We start from the raw sequence: 14906 nt of genomic DNA on the forward strand, positions 1-14906 counted from the left end.
CTTTAGTTGCCGAGTTTGGTGATGTTGTAGACCGACGGCCCCACGAGGATGATCAGGAGCGGCGGCACCGTGAGCATCATTGTGGCAAGCGTCATCTTGGTTGGCAACTTGTTTGCCTTTTCCTCGGCGCGCATCACCCGCTTGTCACGCATCTCGCCCGCATAGACGCGCAACGCTTCGGCGATGGACGTCCCGAAAGAGGCAGACTGGATGAGAACGGTCACAAAAGACGACACATCCTGCACGCCGCAGCGTTCGCTCATGTCCCCAAGGACGGCGGCTTTGTCTTTGCCAGCTTTCATCTCATAGGAGACGATTTCGAATTCGTCTGCCAGAGAGGGGTAGGAGGCGCGCAGTTCGCGTGCGACGCGGATGATGGATTGGTCGAGGGACTGGCCTGCTTCGACGCAGACCAGCATCATGTCCAAGGCATCGGGAAAGCCTGAGGTGATTTCTTCTTTGCGTGTCTCCACACGACGGGTCACCCAGTATTTTGGCAGCAGATAGCCAGCGCCCGCCGGGCCGAGAATGTGCAAGAGCGTGTCTTGTGTGCCAGTGGAAACACCCCCTTTGACAAAGAAAAAATAAGCGAGGCCAAGCACAAGCCCACCGATGCCAAGCCCCATCTGGGCAAGGTGAAAAGCGCGCACGGCATCGCGGGAATGGTATCCGGCCTGAAGCAGCTTCAGGCGCAGGCTGGACAGTTCTTCTTCGTTCTTCGGCTCAAGGAACGCCTTATATTTTGCCAGGCGCTCGTTGTTGGACCCACGGCGGAGCTTTTCCTTGCGGCCATCTTTGCCCGCGACCCGGTCGCTCTCGCTTTTCTTAAGCTTGTCGATCGGATCGTTTTGGGCCTTGAGCATCATTGGGATGGTCGCGGCGATCATCAAGAGACCGAGGACACCAACAATGATGAGGGGGCCAAACGGGCCGAGCATATCGGTTAGGAACTGCATGAAATGACCTCCTTAAACCTTGATGTCTGTCAGGATGCGCATCACGAAAAGGTTCGCGGCAAGGAACAGGCCGACTGTGATGCAGGCGGGGATGAAGAGCGAGTGGGTCTGCACCTCGTCGTAATAGTGCGGGTCGCTCAGGTTGATGAAGATAAGCGCCGCGACGGGGAAGCCGGACAGGAACTTTCCGGACCATTTCGCCTCGGCCGTAATTGCTTTCACACGGCGGAACAGACGGAAGCGGGCACGGATCACCTTTGAAAGACCGGCGAGGATTTCGGCAAGGTTGCCGCCCGACTGCTGTTGGATCGTCACCGCGACCGCGAGGAAGCGCAAATCCTGCATGTCGAGACGTTCGGCCATATCCTTAAGAGCCTCTCCAACATCCCGCCCATAGGCGCTTTCATCTGCGATGACGCCGAATTCGGTCGCCAAAGGATCTTCAACCTCGCGAGACACGATCTGAATTGCGGATGAAAACGGGTGTCCCACACGCAGCGACCGCACCATGAGTTCGATCGCGTCAGGAAGCTGTTCCTCGATCATCGACAGGCGCTTGCCCGCTTTCATTGACACCCAGAAGTAGATGCCTCCAACGCCCATCATGATTGAAATGATGACGGTCATCAGGAGCCCGGTGTTGGTCCCGATTGTGAGGCCGATGAAGGCAAAGACAGTGACGCCCGCCATCATCATCATGAGTTGCTTCGGCGTGAAGGCAATAGCTGCTTTTTGTGCCTTGGAGGCGAGCATGGAGTAGAGCGGGATCGAGCGCACTTTCCCGTGCTGTTGCATCTCCTTGCGCAGCTGCTCCAGAACTTCGGCACGCTTTGTGCCTTTGTCGAGCATCTCGAGACGGCGGTTGACCCGGCTGTTCAAGCTGATCGAGCGTCCAAAAACCGTCAGGTAGACACCTTCGACCAAGGCGAGCACCGCGATAAAGATCACACCGTAGATAATGAGTTCAGGGCTAAAAGGCATCGTAATTATCCCGCGGTTGGTTCGTAGATAGCTGGCGGCAGATCAAAGCCCCAGAGGCGGAAACGCTCGGAGAAGTGGCTGCGGACGCCTGTTGCTGTGAAATGGCCGATGATCTTGTTGTCAGGGCCAAGGCCCGTCCGCTGGAAGCGGAAGATCTCCTGCATCGAGATGACGTCGCCTTCCATGCCAGTGATCTCGGTGATCGAAGTCATGCGGCGAGAGCCGTCCTGCAGGCGCGAGGCCTGTACGATGAGGTTCACAGCAGAGGAAATCTGCGAGCGTTGCGCCTTGATTGGCATTTCGATCCCGGCCATTGCGATCATGTTTTCAAGACGGGCGATCCCGTCGCGCGGGTTGTTGGCGTGAATCGTGGTCATCGAGCCGTCGTGGCCCGTGTTCATCGCCTGCAGCATGTCGATCACTTCCTCGCCACGCGTCTCGCCAACGATGATCCGATCCGGGCGCATACGAAGAGCGTTCTTGAGACAATCGCGCGGTGAGACTTCGCCCTTGCCCTCGACGTTTGGCGGGCGGCTTTCCATGCGACCGACGTGGATTTGTTGCAGCTGGAGTTCGGCCGTGTCTTCGATTGTGAGAATCCGCTCGGAATTGTCGATGAACGACGAAAGCGCATTGAGCGTCGTGGTTTTACCCGAGCCTGTCCCGCCAGAAACGATCACATTGAGACGTGTCGAAACTGCCGCTTGCAGATATGCGGCCATCTCCTCGGAAAAGGCTCCGAAGTTTACAAGATCGTCGATCCCGAGTTTGTCTTTCTTGAATTTACGAATGGAAACCAGCGAGCCATCGACGGCGATTGGGGGCACCATAGCGTTGAAACGCGAGCCATCCTGTAGACGCGCATCGACATAGGGGTTCGACTCATCGACGCGACGCCCGACAGCCGAGACGATCTTGTCGATGATCCGCAGAAGATGCTTCTCGTCTTTGAAGGTCGTGTCCGAGATCTGGAGTTTACCGTCGCGTTCGACAAAAACCTGTTGCGGCCCATTGATGAGAATATCGCTGATGGTGTCGTCTTTGAGCAACGGCTCAAGCGGACCGAGACCTGTGACTTCGTCGTAGAGCTCTTGGTTGATGAGCGCGCGCTCTTCGCGATTGAGTACGATGGCGCGTTCCTGAAGAACCTCGGAAGCGATGGCGCCGATTTCGTTGCGCAGGTCCTGCTCGGATGCGCTTTCGAGTGCGGAGAGGTTCAGGTTGTCCAGCAGTTCCCGGTGCAGTTCGACCTTGATTTCACCGAGGCGCTCTTTGCGTTTGCGCTCTTTGTCGACCGGAGCGGCTTTTGCGGGCGCGCGTTGCACGGCCTTGCGCATCGAGGGCTTGGGTTGTTCGGGGGCAGGGGTGGCCGGCGCTGCTTGCTTTGCTGTCGGAGCGGCGGCAGGGGCTGCTTTCGCTGCGGGGCCACCTGCCGGGTTGACTGGCTTCGCAGGTTCTTTCTTGTATCGAGAAAACATCTAGTATCTTTCCCTCACGCGGCTTTCGGATCGCTTTGATCCACTTCGAGCAGGCTCTCAGCCAGCTTTGCGATTTCTTTGCGTAGCGGGTTCTTCGGTGCGGCAATGCCCAATGGTTGCCCATGGTCGGCCCCGTTCATGACCTGCCGGCCGCCATCCGGAAGAAGAACGTCGATTGAAATCGAGAGGCTATCGGCCAAACGCTTGACGCGGCTCTTCCCGGCGAGGTCCGTGAACTTCGGCGCGCGGTTGAGCACATAGCGCAGTTTTTCGAATGGCAGGTCCTCGGCTTGGAGCGCGCGCTTGATCCGCATCGCGTTCTGAGCCGAACGCATGTCGATCTCCATGGTCGCAAGGTAGACATGTGCGGCACTCAAGACAGCTTCGGTCCAGACAACCAGGGTCTTGGGCATATCCACAATGACATAGTCATAGTGCTGTCGCGCCATTGCGATGACGCGCTCAATGTCCTCGGAACTCAATAGATCAAGCGGAATGATGTCGGGCGGCGCGGTCAGAACGCTGATCTTGCCTTCGTATTGCTGAAGCGCTTGCCCAAAGCTCTCGCTGTCCATGCCTTCGGTGTCGGTGATGAGCTCAAAGACGGCTTCGCGGCGCGGGAGGTCGAGATAGGTCGATACAGAGCCGAACTGAACATCGAGGTCAATCAGACAGACGCGCGGCGCGTTGTCCTTGGAGTTGTTGGCAAGTTCCCAAGCGAGGTTGACGGCAAGTGTCGTCGCGCCGGTTCCGCCGGAAAGGCCATGTACGGCAAGCACGACACCTTCCCGAGATTGCGCGTTGTTTTGAAGTGCCACGGCCGCGGGGGCGGGAACGACCTCGGCCGGCTCTTCCGCGTTCCGCATCCGCGCGATGACTTCTTTCAGTTCACCTTCGGGAAGCGGATAGGGAATGAAGTCATCCGCCCCGTTGCGCAGGAGCTTATGAAGCGAAGCAGGAGTGACATCCTCAGCAATGAGGATCGAGTGGATGCCCCGGGTTTTTGCCGCGTTGATCACGTCGAGCAGAAGATCGAGGTTGTCCTCGTCATAGTCGTCGATCGCGATGGCAATGAATTCCAGCGCCTCTGCATCAGGCTGCGCGAGGAATTGTAGAGCGTCGTCAAACCCTAGATCACCCCACTGTTCGCCCATGATTTCTTCCATGTCGACGATCAGAAGCTCAAAGTTCTGCACGTCCCGGCACACAGTACATGCCAGGATCGGGCTAGGATCAGATTGTATCGTCGAGCTACTCGTCATCCTTGACCTCAAGTCCTTTTGCTTCGGCGGCTCCGGAGCGGTCGATCGGTGTGCTGCAAGACACATACACGTCCAAGACGCACCGCCACCCCGGAAGCCAACGTCCGACTCACGCCGGACGTACTACTCCCTTTGGAGACAACTTCGCTTGGAACTTGGGCAACATTTGGGCCGAATTACCGAAATTGTGCGTTATTCGGAGACGATGCCGAGGCGTGCACTATGCGCATATCAAAGCGCCCCTTGTGTTCAGGGGCGCAGCCACTGCGTTGCTTCTTGGGCTGAGCTTACTCTTCGCCTTCGATCGAGGTGCCGCTTAGCTGCGTTTGCGCCTGACCACTTGCAACATAGTCGCGATAGACGATCTCAGCGTATTTTCCATCAAGAACAGAAGGGTGGCGTTCAACAAAGCCCGAAACTTCGGTCACAGTGCGGCGATTTCTGCGTTCGCGGCCTTCAGTCACGATCAACGGCTGTGTTTCGCCGCGCGAGACCAGTGCCTCTAGGCGATCGCGTCCAATGCCGAGGCTCGAAAGGTAAGCAACAACCGCGCGTGCGCGCCGTTTGCCAAGCGCATGATTATACGATGTGGAACCGACAGCATCGGTGTGGCCATAGACACGGAACCTGACTTCTGGGAACTGGCGAATCCAATCCGCCTGTTGGCGCAGGACGGTACGCGCTTGCCCATCGAGTTGCGCGCTGTTGAACGCGAAGTTCACCGTCGAGGTGACCTCGTTTGAGAATCGTCTTGCGAGATCAATGGTATAACTCTTCTCTCCGGTCTGGATCCCAGAGTTGTTCGCGGTCGCGAAACCAAAGTTCCCATGCCGGTCAACGTCCCGGCCAGCTTCTGGATAGTTCTCCCAGCTACACGCAGCGAGAGCGATGATGGGGAGGACGGCAAGGTAGCGTTTCATGGCGGTCTCTCCTTAGTCCATCACATAGCCGTAGGATCCAGAGAAATCCTGTTTGGCGACTTCTCCGGCAGCGCCGCGTTTCGGAGCTTTCTCTTTGGCCACGCGACCAAAGAGAAAAAGGTCTTTCTCACTCGGCGGTTTGACGCGATCCGTCGGAAGCGCAAGAGCTTCGCCACGTGTCGGCGTTACCAAATGCGCGGTTACGATGATGACCAATTCCGATTGCGAGCGCTGATAATCTGCGCTGCGGAACAATGCCCCTAGGATCGGGATATCACCAAGCCAGGGCACTTGCGCATTGTTGTCTTGGAAATCGTCTTGAAGCAGGCCAGCGACCGCAAAGCTCTCACCATCTCTGAGCTCAACCGTTGTCGAGGTCTCACGTCGTTTGAAAGCCGTGATCGAGAACGTGCCGTCGCTATAGGCGTTCGTTGCATCAAGGGATGATACCGCGGCCTGCAGCTCGAGGTTGATGAGATCCCCATCCACCACGCGTGGGATGAAGTTAAGCTCGACGCCGAAGGGTTTGAACTCGACCGTGACCGTGCCGCCTTCCTGGCTCACGGGAATCGGGTACTCACCACCCGCGAGGAACTTTGCTTCTTGCCCGGAAAGGGAGATCAGGTTGGGCTCGGCCAAAGTGCGGACAACCCCTTTCTCCTCAAGCGCTTCAAGCAAAAGACCAACTTCTAAGGATCCGACGCCGAATTGGAATGCCAGCGCGCCAGCTGTGCCGGGCTGAACTTCGATCGGGTTGCCGAGGCCATTGGTGCCGGAAAGCCACGTTCCCGTTTCCCCGGTCACATCCGTACTACCAAGGGCGATGGAGGATGAGAGCGATTTCGACACAGAGCGCTGCATTTCGGCAAAACGTACTTTGAGCATGACCTGCTGAACGCCGCCCACCGTCATCAGGTTCGAGACGCGTTCAGGCGCATAGCGCTCGGCAAGGTCTAACGCGCGTTGCAGACGCTGCGCGCTCGAAACAGTGCCGGAAAGGACGATGCCGTCATTGGCTGTGCGGACTTCGATTTTTTCGCCGGGAAGAATCTGACGGAGGCGTTCTTTGAACTCGGAAATATCAGGCGCGACACGCACTTCGACATTCGTAATGAGGCGACCGGAGGCATCCAGAAGGGTAAGTGTCGTGGCGCCTGGTGCTTTGCCGAGGACATAGATGGAGCGATCCGAGAGAGAAGAGATATCGGCGATCGCCGGGTTGGCGATGCTGAGTTCTGCGAAGGGAGAGTCGCTCTCGACGACCACTGCCCTGTTCATAGGAACATTCAACACGGATTCTGTTCCGTTGCGTACAACACGCAGCGCTTCGGCCTGAGCCGACAATGGGGCCAGTGTTGGCACTCCGACGACAGCCAGCCCCAAGAGGGCGGCGCCGATCAATCTACGATATGTCATGTGACCTGCCTTTTTGATCACGCCTCGGTCGTGGATCTTTTGCCCACTCTTTCGAACAATGTGCGGCATTTGGCATTTATTTGCAAGAATCAATGACTTTGCCGCCGTTTTGCATGTGTGAGACGAGACACACTGCCTTTGAGCCCAAGAGGGCTCCGCAACGTGCGAAGCCCCCCAAGTGTCTGATAAAGCGTTAGTTTGTGCAGGGGATCGGGATTTCGACAACCTCAGATCCCTTCCGCGTCCGGATTGTGCACTCCGGCTCCGGCTTGTTGAATTCCACGACTTCGGCCTCTTGTTCAATTCCGAGGAGGCTCCGCTGATCGACTTCGATCGCCTCGGCAACCGTGTCGTCTTGTGCGCCGACAAGAGCCAGCGACAGACTTCCGGTGGATTGCGCTTGGGCGAGCGCCGCAACCTGGTGTGGCTTGACGGCGACCGTGACAGTGCGCGCAACGCGGCTCGCCTCGAAATCCTGGTTGGCTGTCTGGTCAATCGCGATCAGGTCGATGTTCGCTTGAATGAGTTTGGTAATGTCGTCGTTGCCGATCTCGCCGCCAGAGCCTTTGACCCGACCGGTCCAATAGACATCGACGCGATCACCCGGGCGCAGGAAGCCGGCAACCCCGCTGGCCACGTCGACTTTGATCGCAAAGGCGCGCATTCCCTTCGCGAGACGCGATTGTATGCCTGCGTCTTCTCCCGGCATTGTGATCTTGGCAGCCAGAAGCGGCTCCATGGGTTCCAGTTTGCGCAGGATAATGCGTTTACGATCATCATTTTCGGGAAACAGGGCTTCCTCGCTTGTGAAGATGCCTTCCGGGAGAGATTTCTTGGGATACTTCACCATCTTCACGTCTTCTTGCGTGAGGGTATCGCCATACTCCATGGCGCGTGCCATCACATAAACCTCGATGGTTTCGATATCTGGTTTGCGGGCCGCCTTCTCCTTGGCGAGGGCGGATTGATAACCCTCGATGTAGTTCTGTGCCATATAGACGGCGAACCCGGCCAGGCCGAGGCCGACCAAAAGAACCAATGCAAAGATCACTCGCATGACGTTTCCTCTCGAAGCTGACATGTTGCGATCGACCAAACCGAGATCGGGTCGGGCACATGTATCCATCAACCAAGATGGTGCTCAAATGTGGCGAAATAGGGGGCAAAACGGGAAGCTTTGAAGGAAAGCAAATCGGATTGCCGAACGGAAGGCGCGCCTTCCCGGGGATCAGTCAGTCCCTTTGGAGATCTGCTCTCCAGTGGTTGTCGCAAGGCTTGTCGCCTCGGTTTCAATCAGGGTCATGACCGCTACACCGAGGGATACGACGCCAGCCGCAATCACAACCCAGTCAACTGTGACTGCGCCGCGTTCGCTACCGCGAAATCTTGCAAAAAAACGCTTCATTGCATCATCCCTGAAAGTAGATCGATCACCTGATGGCATTCGCTGCCTGACTATGTCGACCTAGTGTTAAGAACTCGTAATCTGAGACGGAGGTCCGTCTGAAAAGGCCGCGCCGTCAAGTGAGGCGCGGCCTGGTCTTAGTGCGCTGTAGGAACGCGGCGTCCTCTTAGTCGAGCTCGCCCGAGATGTCCGACGCGGCCTGAGCTGCGAGCGACTTGGTGTTGGTTTCGATGGCGGTGTAGGCTGCCACTGCGAGGCCAACAACAGCTGCGGTCAGAACGACCCAGTCAACAGTCACGGCGCCGTTTTCGTCTTTGCGGAAGTTTTTGATGAACTTGATCATGGTGTGTCCCTCCCAAGGCTCAGTTAGGTTTCAGTCTCAACCCGGCCGGGCAATGTTGGGCGTCTCTCTCATGCCCGTGTCCGACTTGGTATGAGGGTAATATCCCTCTTGAATGGGGCGCGATTTGGGCGCGTTTGGTGCCATTTTGTAGAAATTCAGTGGTCTTTCGGTGTAGTTGTTCGCGTCTTGCGGGCACTCGCGTGACGTGATCATCGCCTGTGACCTGGAAACAAAAGAAAAGGGCCGCATCAAACGATGCGGCCCCGAAGCTCTGCCCGAAGGCGAGCGGCGTTCTCTTAGTCGAGCTCGCCCGAGATGTCCGACGCGGCCTGAGCTGCGAGCGACTTGGTGTTGGTCTCAATGGCGGTGTAGGCTGCCACTGCGAGGCCAACAACAGCTGCGGTCAGAACGACCCAGTCAACAGTCACGGCGCCGTTTTCGTCTTTGCGGAAGTTTTTGATGAACTTGATCATGGTGTGTCCCTCCAAAGGATCATTTAGGTTTCAGTCTCAACCCGGCCGGGCAATGTTGGGCGTCTCTCTCATGCCCGTGTCCGACTTGGTATGAGGGTAATATCCCCCTTGAATGGGGCGCGATTTGGGCGAGTTTGGTGCTATTTCAAAGCGAAGTGACTTTTTTCAAGAAGTTCTTTTAATGTATTGATTTAATTTGATAATTTTTCACATCTGGACGATTTCGCAGTGTTAATTTCCCCGTTTCTACTGGAATCTGGGCAATTTCGTCATGATTTCTATGGATGGTTCTCGATTTCCGGATCGCTTTCTGGGAAACTCCACAAGATGGATATGCGGTTTAGATCACTGATTATCTCTATGATTGTATTCATAGCGTGTGCTTCCTTGATATCGACCGCGTTTGCGCAGTCCCCACCCCCGTTCAAAGACTTTAGTGCAAAACGTGTGAAAGCGCCGAAGAAGGGGGCGATACCGAAGATTGATGTGCAGATTCGACCGGAAACAGAACAGCCCGCGGAGGTTGAATCTTCCGCTCCTTCACAAGATCGCTCTAGCGAAGCGCGATACGGTTGGTTCTGGGAAGGGGTTTCGCCAAGTCTTGCCGAGATGAGACCGGGGCGCCTTGCCGATGCTCTGCGCCAGATCGCACAGCCGCCCGACGGGCAGGGGGTGAGCGTGATGCGACTGCAAGACTTGCAGGATATCGCGACAGCGTATCAAGCCGAAATACTGATCGCGACGGTTGGCACAAAGGTATCTCCAGCGCTCGCCTTATCCGTGATCGCGGTCGAATCCTCTGGCCGCGCTCAGGCAAGAAGTCAGGCAGGGGCGCAGGGTTTGATGCAACTTATGCCTGATACGGTGGCGCGTTTTGATGTGCAGGATCCTCTGTCTGCAGGCGACAACATTCGCGGTGGTGTGGCGTTCCTTGACCTTTTGATGGAACGTTTCGACCGGGATCCAGTGCTTGTACTCGCGGGCTACAACGCAGGAGAGAGCGCCGTACGCAAAGCTGGCGGTGTTCCGGACTTCGCTGAGACAAGGGACTACGTACCGAAGGTGCTTGCAACCTATGCTGTCGCACGAGGCCTTTGCCGAACGCCACCCGAGTTGATCTCGGATGGCTGTGTTTTTGTCTCGCGCTAATCAGATCAGCAGTTGGGCACATTGACAGCCAAGCCGCCGAGCGAGGTCTCTTTATATTTCTCGTGCATGTCCTGCCCGGTTTGCCGCATGGTTTCGATCACAGCATCCAAGGGAACAAAGTGTGTGCCATCGCCACGCAGAGCGAGTGAGGCGGCCGAAACGGCTTTGATCGCGCCGAGGCCATTGCGTTCAATGCAAGGCACCTGAACGAGGCCTTTTACGGGATCGCAGGTCATGCCGAGGTGATGCTCAAGAGCGATTTCTGCAGCATTCTCGACTTGTTCCGGCGTGCCTCCCATTACGGCGCAAAGCCCTGCCGCCGCCATTGCAGAAGCCGAACCGACCTCGGCCTGACACCCAGCCTCTGCGCCTGAGATGGACGCATTGAACTTGACCAGGCCCCCAATTGCCGCCGCCGTCAGAAGGAACTCGTCGATTCGTGAGGCGGTTGCTCCGGGAACGTGGTCTAGCCAATAGCGGATCACTGCGGGCAGCACACCGGCCGCTCCGTTTGTCGGAGCCGTGACCACCTGACCGCCGGCAGCGTTCTCCTCGTTGACCGCCATCGCATATGCGCTCATCCAATCATTGATCGTATGCGGTGCGGAGAGGTTCATGCCGCGCTCTGCCATCAGGGATTCATGAATCGCCTTGGCGCGGCGTTTCACACCGAGGCCACCGGGGAGCGTTCCTTCCGTCGTCAGCCCGCGCTCGATGCAGGCGTTCATGACATCCCAGATACGTGCCGCACCCTTGGCAAAGCTCACGGGACATCCGCGCGCGATCTCGTTGGCCTTCTTCATTTCCGCGATGGATTTACCCGAGTGCGCCGACATCTCAAGCATCTCGACGGCCGATTTGAACGGGTAAGGGATGGGCGGGCCTTCGTCTGTATCCTTGCCTGCTGCCAGCTCTGCTTCGGTCATGACGAATCCGCCGCCGATGGAGTAGTAGGTTTCCTGAAGGATGACGTCTCCCTGTGCGTCGGTCGCCATCAGGATCATACCGTTGGCATGGCCGGGTAGCGCCGGACCGAAATCAAAGCGCAAGTCCACTTTTGGGTCGAATGTTAACGGTCCGAGACCTTCAGGGTGGACCTGGCAGGTCTCGTGGATTGTCGCCAAAGCGGTTTCGGCTTTCTCGGCGTCGTAGCTGTCGGGTTCGAACCCCGCGAGGCCGAGGATCGTCGCACGGTCCGTTGCGTGTCCAACCCCTGTGAAGGCGAGAGAGCCATGTAGCGATGCACGCAGGCCGTGGCATTCAAAGGGGGCTGCGCGCATTCTGTCGAGGAAACGCGCTGCGGCGACCATCGGCCCCATCGTGTGCGACGAGGATGGGCCGACGCCGATCTTGAACATATCAAAAACAGAGAGGAACATTTAGAGCGCCACTCCTTCGGGCGGGTTGGGAAAAGCGGGCTTCGTGAAAGGACATGGAGCCATGCCTTCCGCGCGGATCAGGGCGACGACACTGTCGCGGTTTTCAAGGCTGCTGGCCATATCGAGTAAGCCTGGGTAGGAGGCGAGGGAGAACCAAGACGTATCACCGGCAGGGTATATGGCCATCCATCGCAGGATCGCAGCTAGGTAGAGGTCAAGAAGGCTCGGTGTGGTTCCGTTGAACCAAGCGTGGCCTTCATTCGCGAGAATGTCGAGTAGGCGTAGGCTTTCCAATAGATTGCTACGCGCGCCCGCACGCAGGGCTGAAACGGAGGCATCGTTGTTTCCGGCATAGATCTGCGGGTAGAAGGTCAGCCGCAAATTCGCATGAACCGTGTTCGATATATAAAAGAGCCAACTCAGGAAGGGGCCTCGTGCTGGATCATCCGTGTCGGGGGCAAGTCGGCCAAAGCGATCCGCAAGGTAGAGCAAGATTGCTGCTGTCTCAAACAGGGCGCCGTCCGGTGTTTCAAGTGCGGGGATTTTCGCGGCAGGATTGATGGCGCGGAATGCGACACTTCTCTGGGCTTGCGCCGCGCGGTCAACAAGCACCGTTTCGTAGGTCACACCAAGTTCTTCGAGCGCAAGGCGCACGATAAGGGAGGCATTGTCCGGGGCATAATGTAGGCGCAGCGTTTCCAGCATGAGAAAAGGATATGCGCGCCTTTGGTGTTTGCTCGGTCGCAAAGCGACATATCGCCTCGAATTCACGGCTGAGTGGGGTGGATTTCACAGGCTCTTCAAAGAGAGTTCTCGCATAAAACGCTAGTTTGCTTCTCTATTCCCCAAGTATAACCGGCAAGTCACCAATTCCTCGTGGCCCTATCCGCGCAACTTTCCTATAAACTTCCCAACACCAAATCAGGGAGTCGCCGTATGTCCGGAGAGTTGTCACCGATCGACAAGGCCAAGTTTGTCGCCGCCAAGAAAGCCACCGACTTTGTAGAAGACGGGATGCGCGTTGGGCTTGGCACGGGGTCGACCGCCGCATGGCTTGTCCGTTGCCTTGGCGAGATGGTGCGTGATGATGGTTTGCGGATCAAGGGGGTGCCAACCTCGACCCGCACGGCCGAACTTGCACGGGAAGTCGGTATCGAGGTGGTGAGTCTCGACGAGGCCAAGTGGCTTGATGTGACGATTGATGGCGCGGACGAGTTTGACGGTGACCTCAATCTCATCAAAGGCGGCGGCGGTGCGCTCTTGCAAGAAAAGATCGTTGCGACGGCTTCGGATCAAATGGTCGTGATCGCTGACATCGGCAAAGAGGTTGAAACACTCGGTGCCTTCCCACTTCCCGTCGAAGTTATACCGTTTGGTTGGCAGACCACGCAGGCGCTGATTGAGGAAACCCTTGTGGGTATGGATGTCCTTGGACGCAACTCGACCCTGCGTATGAATGGGGAGAGCCCGTTCGTGACAGATGAAGGCAATCACATTCTGGACCTGCACCTGAAACGGATCGGCGACGCGCGCCAGTTGGCGCTTGTTCTGAACCAGATGCCTGGTGTGGTTGAAAACGGCCTTTTCATAGATATCTGTGACGCGGTCATTGTCGGCTATGGCGATGGGCGCGCGGAAGTGCGTGATATCAATGCCGGCACGATCGAAGAGAGCATGCTCGACTTTGCAGAGAGCGAGAACCTCTTCACGGATCTGTTGGATTAAGGACGAAGCATGGCTTTCGATTATGATCTCTTTGTCATCGGTGGTGGCTCCGGTGGCGTCAGGGCCGCGCGCGTTGCGGCACAGGATGGCGCAAAGGTCGCGTTGGCAGAAGAAGACCGCTATGGCGGGACCTGTGTGATCCGGGGCTGTGTCCCTAAGAAATTGATGGTCTTCGCAAGTGAATACGCGGGCGTTGTCGAGGACGCGAAGTCCTATGGTTGGGCTATTGAACCCGGGCAATTCGACTGGGACGTTTTCCGTGGCCGGTTGAATGATGAGTTAGACCGCCTTGAGAATGTCTACCGCAATCTGCTCAAGAATAGCGGTGTCGAAACCTTCGACCAACGGGCGCACTTGGAAGATGCGCATACAGTGGTTCTCGCTGATGGCACCAAGAAAACGGCCAAGCACATCCTGCTGGCAACAGGCGGACGCCCGGTCAAGCCGGGTGTGCCGGGAGATGAACTTGGCATCACATCCAATGATATCTTCCACCTCGATGAATTGCCCGAGTCGATCCTTATCGTTGGCGGCGGATATATCGCTAGTGAGTTCGCAGGCATTCTGAACGGTTTGGGCGTCGACGTGACACAATACTACCGTGGGGCGCAGATCCTGCGTGGCTTTGATGATGAGGCTCGTGGTCTTGTCAGCGAAGAGATGTGCCAGCGTGGCGTGAACCTGCATCTCGGTACGGATATCATCGACCTTCAGCAGGAAGGCGACAAGATCCGTGTGCGGGCCACCAACGGCAAGGAAGCTCTCTTTGACAAGGTGATGTTCGCGACGGGTCGGGCTCCGAATACCGAAGGCCTCGGCCTTGCGGAGGTCGGCGTTGAACTTGGCCGAAAAGGCGAGGTTGTTGTCGATGACTATAGCCAGACGGCCGTCCCATCGATCTATGCCATTGGGGATGTGACCGATCGCGTCAACCTCACACCGGTGGCGATCCGTGAAGGGATGGCATTCGTCGAAACGGTCTTCAAAGGCAATCCGACCAAGCCCGATCATGACTTGATCCCGACCGCGATTTTCACGCAACCAGAGATGGGGACCGTGGGGCTTTCGGAAGAAGATGCACGCGATCAGGAACCGATCGAGGTCTACGCCACGAGCTTCAAGCCTATGCAACAGAGTTTTGCCGGGCGTAGCGAACGTGTCCTTATGAAACTCGTTGTCAGCCAGAAGACCCGCAAGGTTCTCGGGTGTCATATCGTGGCGCCGGGGGCGGGAGAAATGATCCAACTCGCTGGTATTGCGGTCAAGATGGGGGCGACAAAAGAAGATTTTGACCGCACTGTCGCTGTACACCCGACAATGTCGGAAGAGCTTGTGACGATGAAGACCCCCGTGCGAACGGGTTGAATTTTGCCGGGCGCAGCACAGTTTAGTGTCATGTGCCAAGGACGTGAGAAAGAA

15 protein-coding genes are annotated in these 14906 nt (G+C 57.0%); 3 read left to right on the forward strand and 12 right to left on the reverse strand.

Annotation, left to right across the window (positions count from 1 at the left end; genetic code table 11):
- Positions 1–2 precede the first annotated feature (2 nt).
- The 10 genes from R1W01_RS14040 to R1W01_RS14085 form a co-directional block, all read right to left on the reverse strand.
- Positions 3–956 (reverse strand): type II secretion system F family protein, encoded by a 954-nt coding sequence (locus tag R1W01_RS14040; protein ID WP_243613917.1) that lies wholly within the window; start codon positions 954–956, stop codon positions 3–5.
- 12 nt (positions 957–968) lie between these two features.
- Positions 969–1937 carry a type II secretion system F family protein gene (locus R1W01_RS14045; protein ID WP_243613916.1) on the reverse strand — a complete coding sequence of 323 codons (969 nt, stop codon included), beginning with the start codon at positions 1935–1937 and terminating at the stop codon, positions 969–971.
- A 5-nt stretch (positions 1938–1942) separates the two neighbouring features.
- Positions 1943–3415 (reverse strand): CpaF family protein, encoded by a 1473-nt coding sequence (locus R1W01_RS14050; RefSeq protein WP_297755963.1) that lies wholly within the window; start codon positions 3413–3415, stop codon positions 1943–1945.
- A 14-nt stretch (positions 3416–3429) separates the two neighbouring features.
- Positions 3430–4677, reverse strand: a complete 1248-nt coding sequence (locus R1W01_RS14055) for a CpaE family protein (RefSeq protein ID WP_297755965.1) — start codon at positions 4675–4677, stop codon at positions 3430–3432.
- A 287-nt stretch (positions 4678–4964) separates the two neighbouring features.
- The gene (locus R1W01_RS14060) at positions 4965–5597 is read right to left on the reverse strand and encodes an OmpA family protein (protein WP_297755967.1); all 633 of its coding nucleotides are present in this window, start codon (positions 5595–5597) and stop codon (positions 4965–4967) included.
- 12 nt (positions 5598–5609) lie between these two features.
- Positions 5610–7013, reverse strand: coding sequence for a type II and III secretion system protein family protein (locus tag R1W01_RS14065; RefSeq protein WP_243613912.1), 1404 nt, complete (start codon positions 7011–7013; stop codon positions 5610–5612).
- A 193-nt stretch (positions 7014–7206) separates the two neighbouring features.
- Positions 7207–8070, reverse strand: coding sequence for a Flp pilus assembly protein CpaB (gene cpaB / locus R1W01_RS14070; protein ID WP_243613911.1), 864 nt, complete (start codon positions 8068–8070; stop codon positions 7207–7209).
- A gap of 171 nt (positions 8071–8241) precedes the next feature.
- Positions 8242–8418 carry a Flp family type IVb pilin gene (locus R1W01_RS14075; RefSeq protein ID WP_243613910.1) on the reverse strand — a complete coding sequence of 59 codons (177 nt, stop codon included), beginning with the start codon at positions 8416–8418 and terminating at the stop codon, positions 8242–8244.
- A gap of 166 nt (positions 8419–8584) precedes the next feature.
- Positions 8585–8761, reverse strand: coding sequence for a hypothetical protein (locus R1W01_RS14080; RefSeq protein ID WP_243613909.1), 177 nt, complete (start codon positions 8759–8761; stop codon positions 8585–8587).
- Positions 8762–9057: 296 nt separating this feature from the next.
- A complete protein-coding gene (locus tag R1W01_RS14085) occupies positions 9058–9234 on the reverse strand; it encodes a hypothetical protein (RefSeq protein WP_243613909.1) in 177 nt (58 codons plus the stop codon).
- 327 nt (positions 9235–9561) lie between these two features.
- On the opposite strand from R1W01_RS14085, the gene R1W01_RS14090 reads away from it, so the two are divergent.
- Positions 9562–10383 carry a lytic transglycosylase domain-containing protein gene (locus R1W01_RS14090; protein ID WP_317275286.1) on the forward strand — a complete coding sequence of 274 codons (822 nt, stop codon included), beginning with the start codon at positions 9562–9564 and terminating at the stop codon, positions 10381–10383.
- A gap of 5 nt (positions 10384–10388) precedes the next feature.
- Here the strand turns inward: R1W01_RS14090 and R1W01_RS14095 are convergent, their stop codons facing one another.
- The gene (locus R1W01_RS14095) at positions 10389–11762 is read right to left on the reverse strand and encodes an L-serine ammonia-lyase (protein ID WP_297753803.1); all 1374 of its coding nucleotides are present in this window, start codon (positions 11760–11762) and stop codon (positions 10389–10391) included.
- A complete protein-coding gene (locus tag R1W01_RS14100) occupies positions 11763–12467 on the reverse strand; it encodes a glutathione S-transferase family protein (RefSeq protein ID WP_297753798.1) in 705 nt (234 codons plus the stop codon). It abuts the gene before it with no gap.
- 231 nt (positions 12468–12698) lie between these two features.
- Between R1W01_RS14100 and rpiA the strand changes: the two genes are divergently transcribed.
- Positions 12699–13487 (forward strand): ribose-5-phosphate isomerase RpiA, encoded by a 789-nt coding sequence (gene rpiA / locus R1W01_RS14105; protein WP_243614713.1) that lies wholly within the window; start codon positions 12699–12701, stop codon positions 13485–13487.
- A gap of 9 nt (positions 13488–13496) precedes the next feature.
- Positions 13497–14852 (forward strand): glutathione-disulfide reductase, encoded by a 1356-nt coding sequence (gor, locus tag R1W01_RS14110; protein WP_297753795.1) that lies wholly within the window; start codon positions 13497–13499, stop codon positions 14850–14852.
- Positions 14853–14906: the final 54 nt, after the last annotated feature.

The sequence above is a fragment of the Shimia sp. FJ5 genome (assembly GCF_032918335.1).
Classification (GTDB): domain Bacteria; phylum Pseudomonadota; class Alphaproteobacteria; order Rhodobacterales; family Rhodobacteraceae; genus Shimia; species Shimia aestuarii_A.

What these genes read in the sequence shown, in the direction of transcription:
- R1W01_RS14055 (WP_297755965.1), bottom strand. Translation starts at nt 4,677, where the DNA reads ATGACGAGTAGCTCGACGATACAATCTGATCCTAGCCCGATCCTGGCA.
- cpaB (WP_243613911.1), bottom strand. Translation starts at nt 8,070, where the DNA reads ATGCGAGTGATCTTTGCATTGGTTCTTTTGGTCGGCCTCGGCCTGGCC.
- R1W01_RS14075 (WP_243613910.1), bottom strand. Translation starts at nt 8,418, where the DNA reads ATGAAGCGTTTTTTTGCAAGATTTCGCGGTAGCGAACGCGGCGCAGTC.
- R1W01_RS14060 (WP_297755967.1), bottom strand. Translation starts at nt 5,597, where the DNA reads ATGAAACGCTACCTTGCCGTCCTCCCCATCATCGCTCTCGCTGCGTGT.
- R1W01_RS14095 (WP_297753803.1), bottom strand. Translation starts at nt 11,762, where the DNA reads ATGTTCCTCTCTGTTTTTGATATGTTCAAGATCGGCGTCGGCCCATCC.
- R1W01_RS14040 (WP_243613917.1), bottom strand. Translation starts at nt 956, where the DNA reads ATGCAGTTCCTAACCGATATGCTCGGCCCGTTTGGCCCCCTCATCATT.
- rpiA (WP_243614713.1), top strand. Translation starts at nt 12,699, where the DNA reads ATGTCCGGAGAGTTGTCACCGATCGACAAGGCCAAGTTTGTCGCCGCC.
- R1W01_RS14050 (WP_297755963.1), bottom strand. Translation starts at nt 3,415, where the DNA reads ATGTTTTCTCGATACAAGAAAGAACCTGCGAAGCCAGTCAACCCGGCA.
- R1W01_RS14090 (WP_317275286.1), top strand. Translation starts at nt 9,562, where the DNA reads ATGGATATGCGGTTTAGATCACTGATTATCTCTATGATTGTATTCATA.
- R1W01_RS14045 (WP_243613916.1), bottom strand. Translation starts at nt 1,937, where the DNA reads ATGCCTTTTAGCCCTGAACTCATTATCTACGGTGTGATCTTTATCGCG.
- R1W01_RS14100 (WP_297753798.1), bottom strand. Translation starts at nt 12,467, where the DNA reads ATGCTGGAAACGCTGCGCCTACATTATGCCCCGGACAATGCCTCCCTT.
- R1W01_RS14085 (WP_243613909.1), bottom strand. Translation starts at nt 9,234, where the DNA reads ATGATCAAGTTCATCAAAAACTTCCGCAAAGACGAAAACGGCGCCGTG.
- R1W01_RS14065 (WP_243613912.1), bottom strand. Translation starts at nt 7,013, where the DNA reads ATGACATATCGTAGATTGATCGGCGCCGCCCTCTTGGGGCTGGCTGTC.
- gor (WP_297753795.1), top strand. Translation starts at nt 13,497, where the DNA reads ATGGCTTTCGATTATGATCTCTTTGTCATCGGTGGTGGCTCCGGTGGC.
- R1W01_RS14080 (WP_243613909.1), bottom strand. Translation starts at nt 8,761, where the DNA reads ATGATCAAGTTCATCAAAAACTTCCGCAAAGACGAAAACGGCGCCGTG.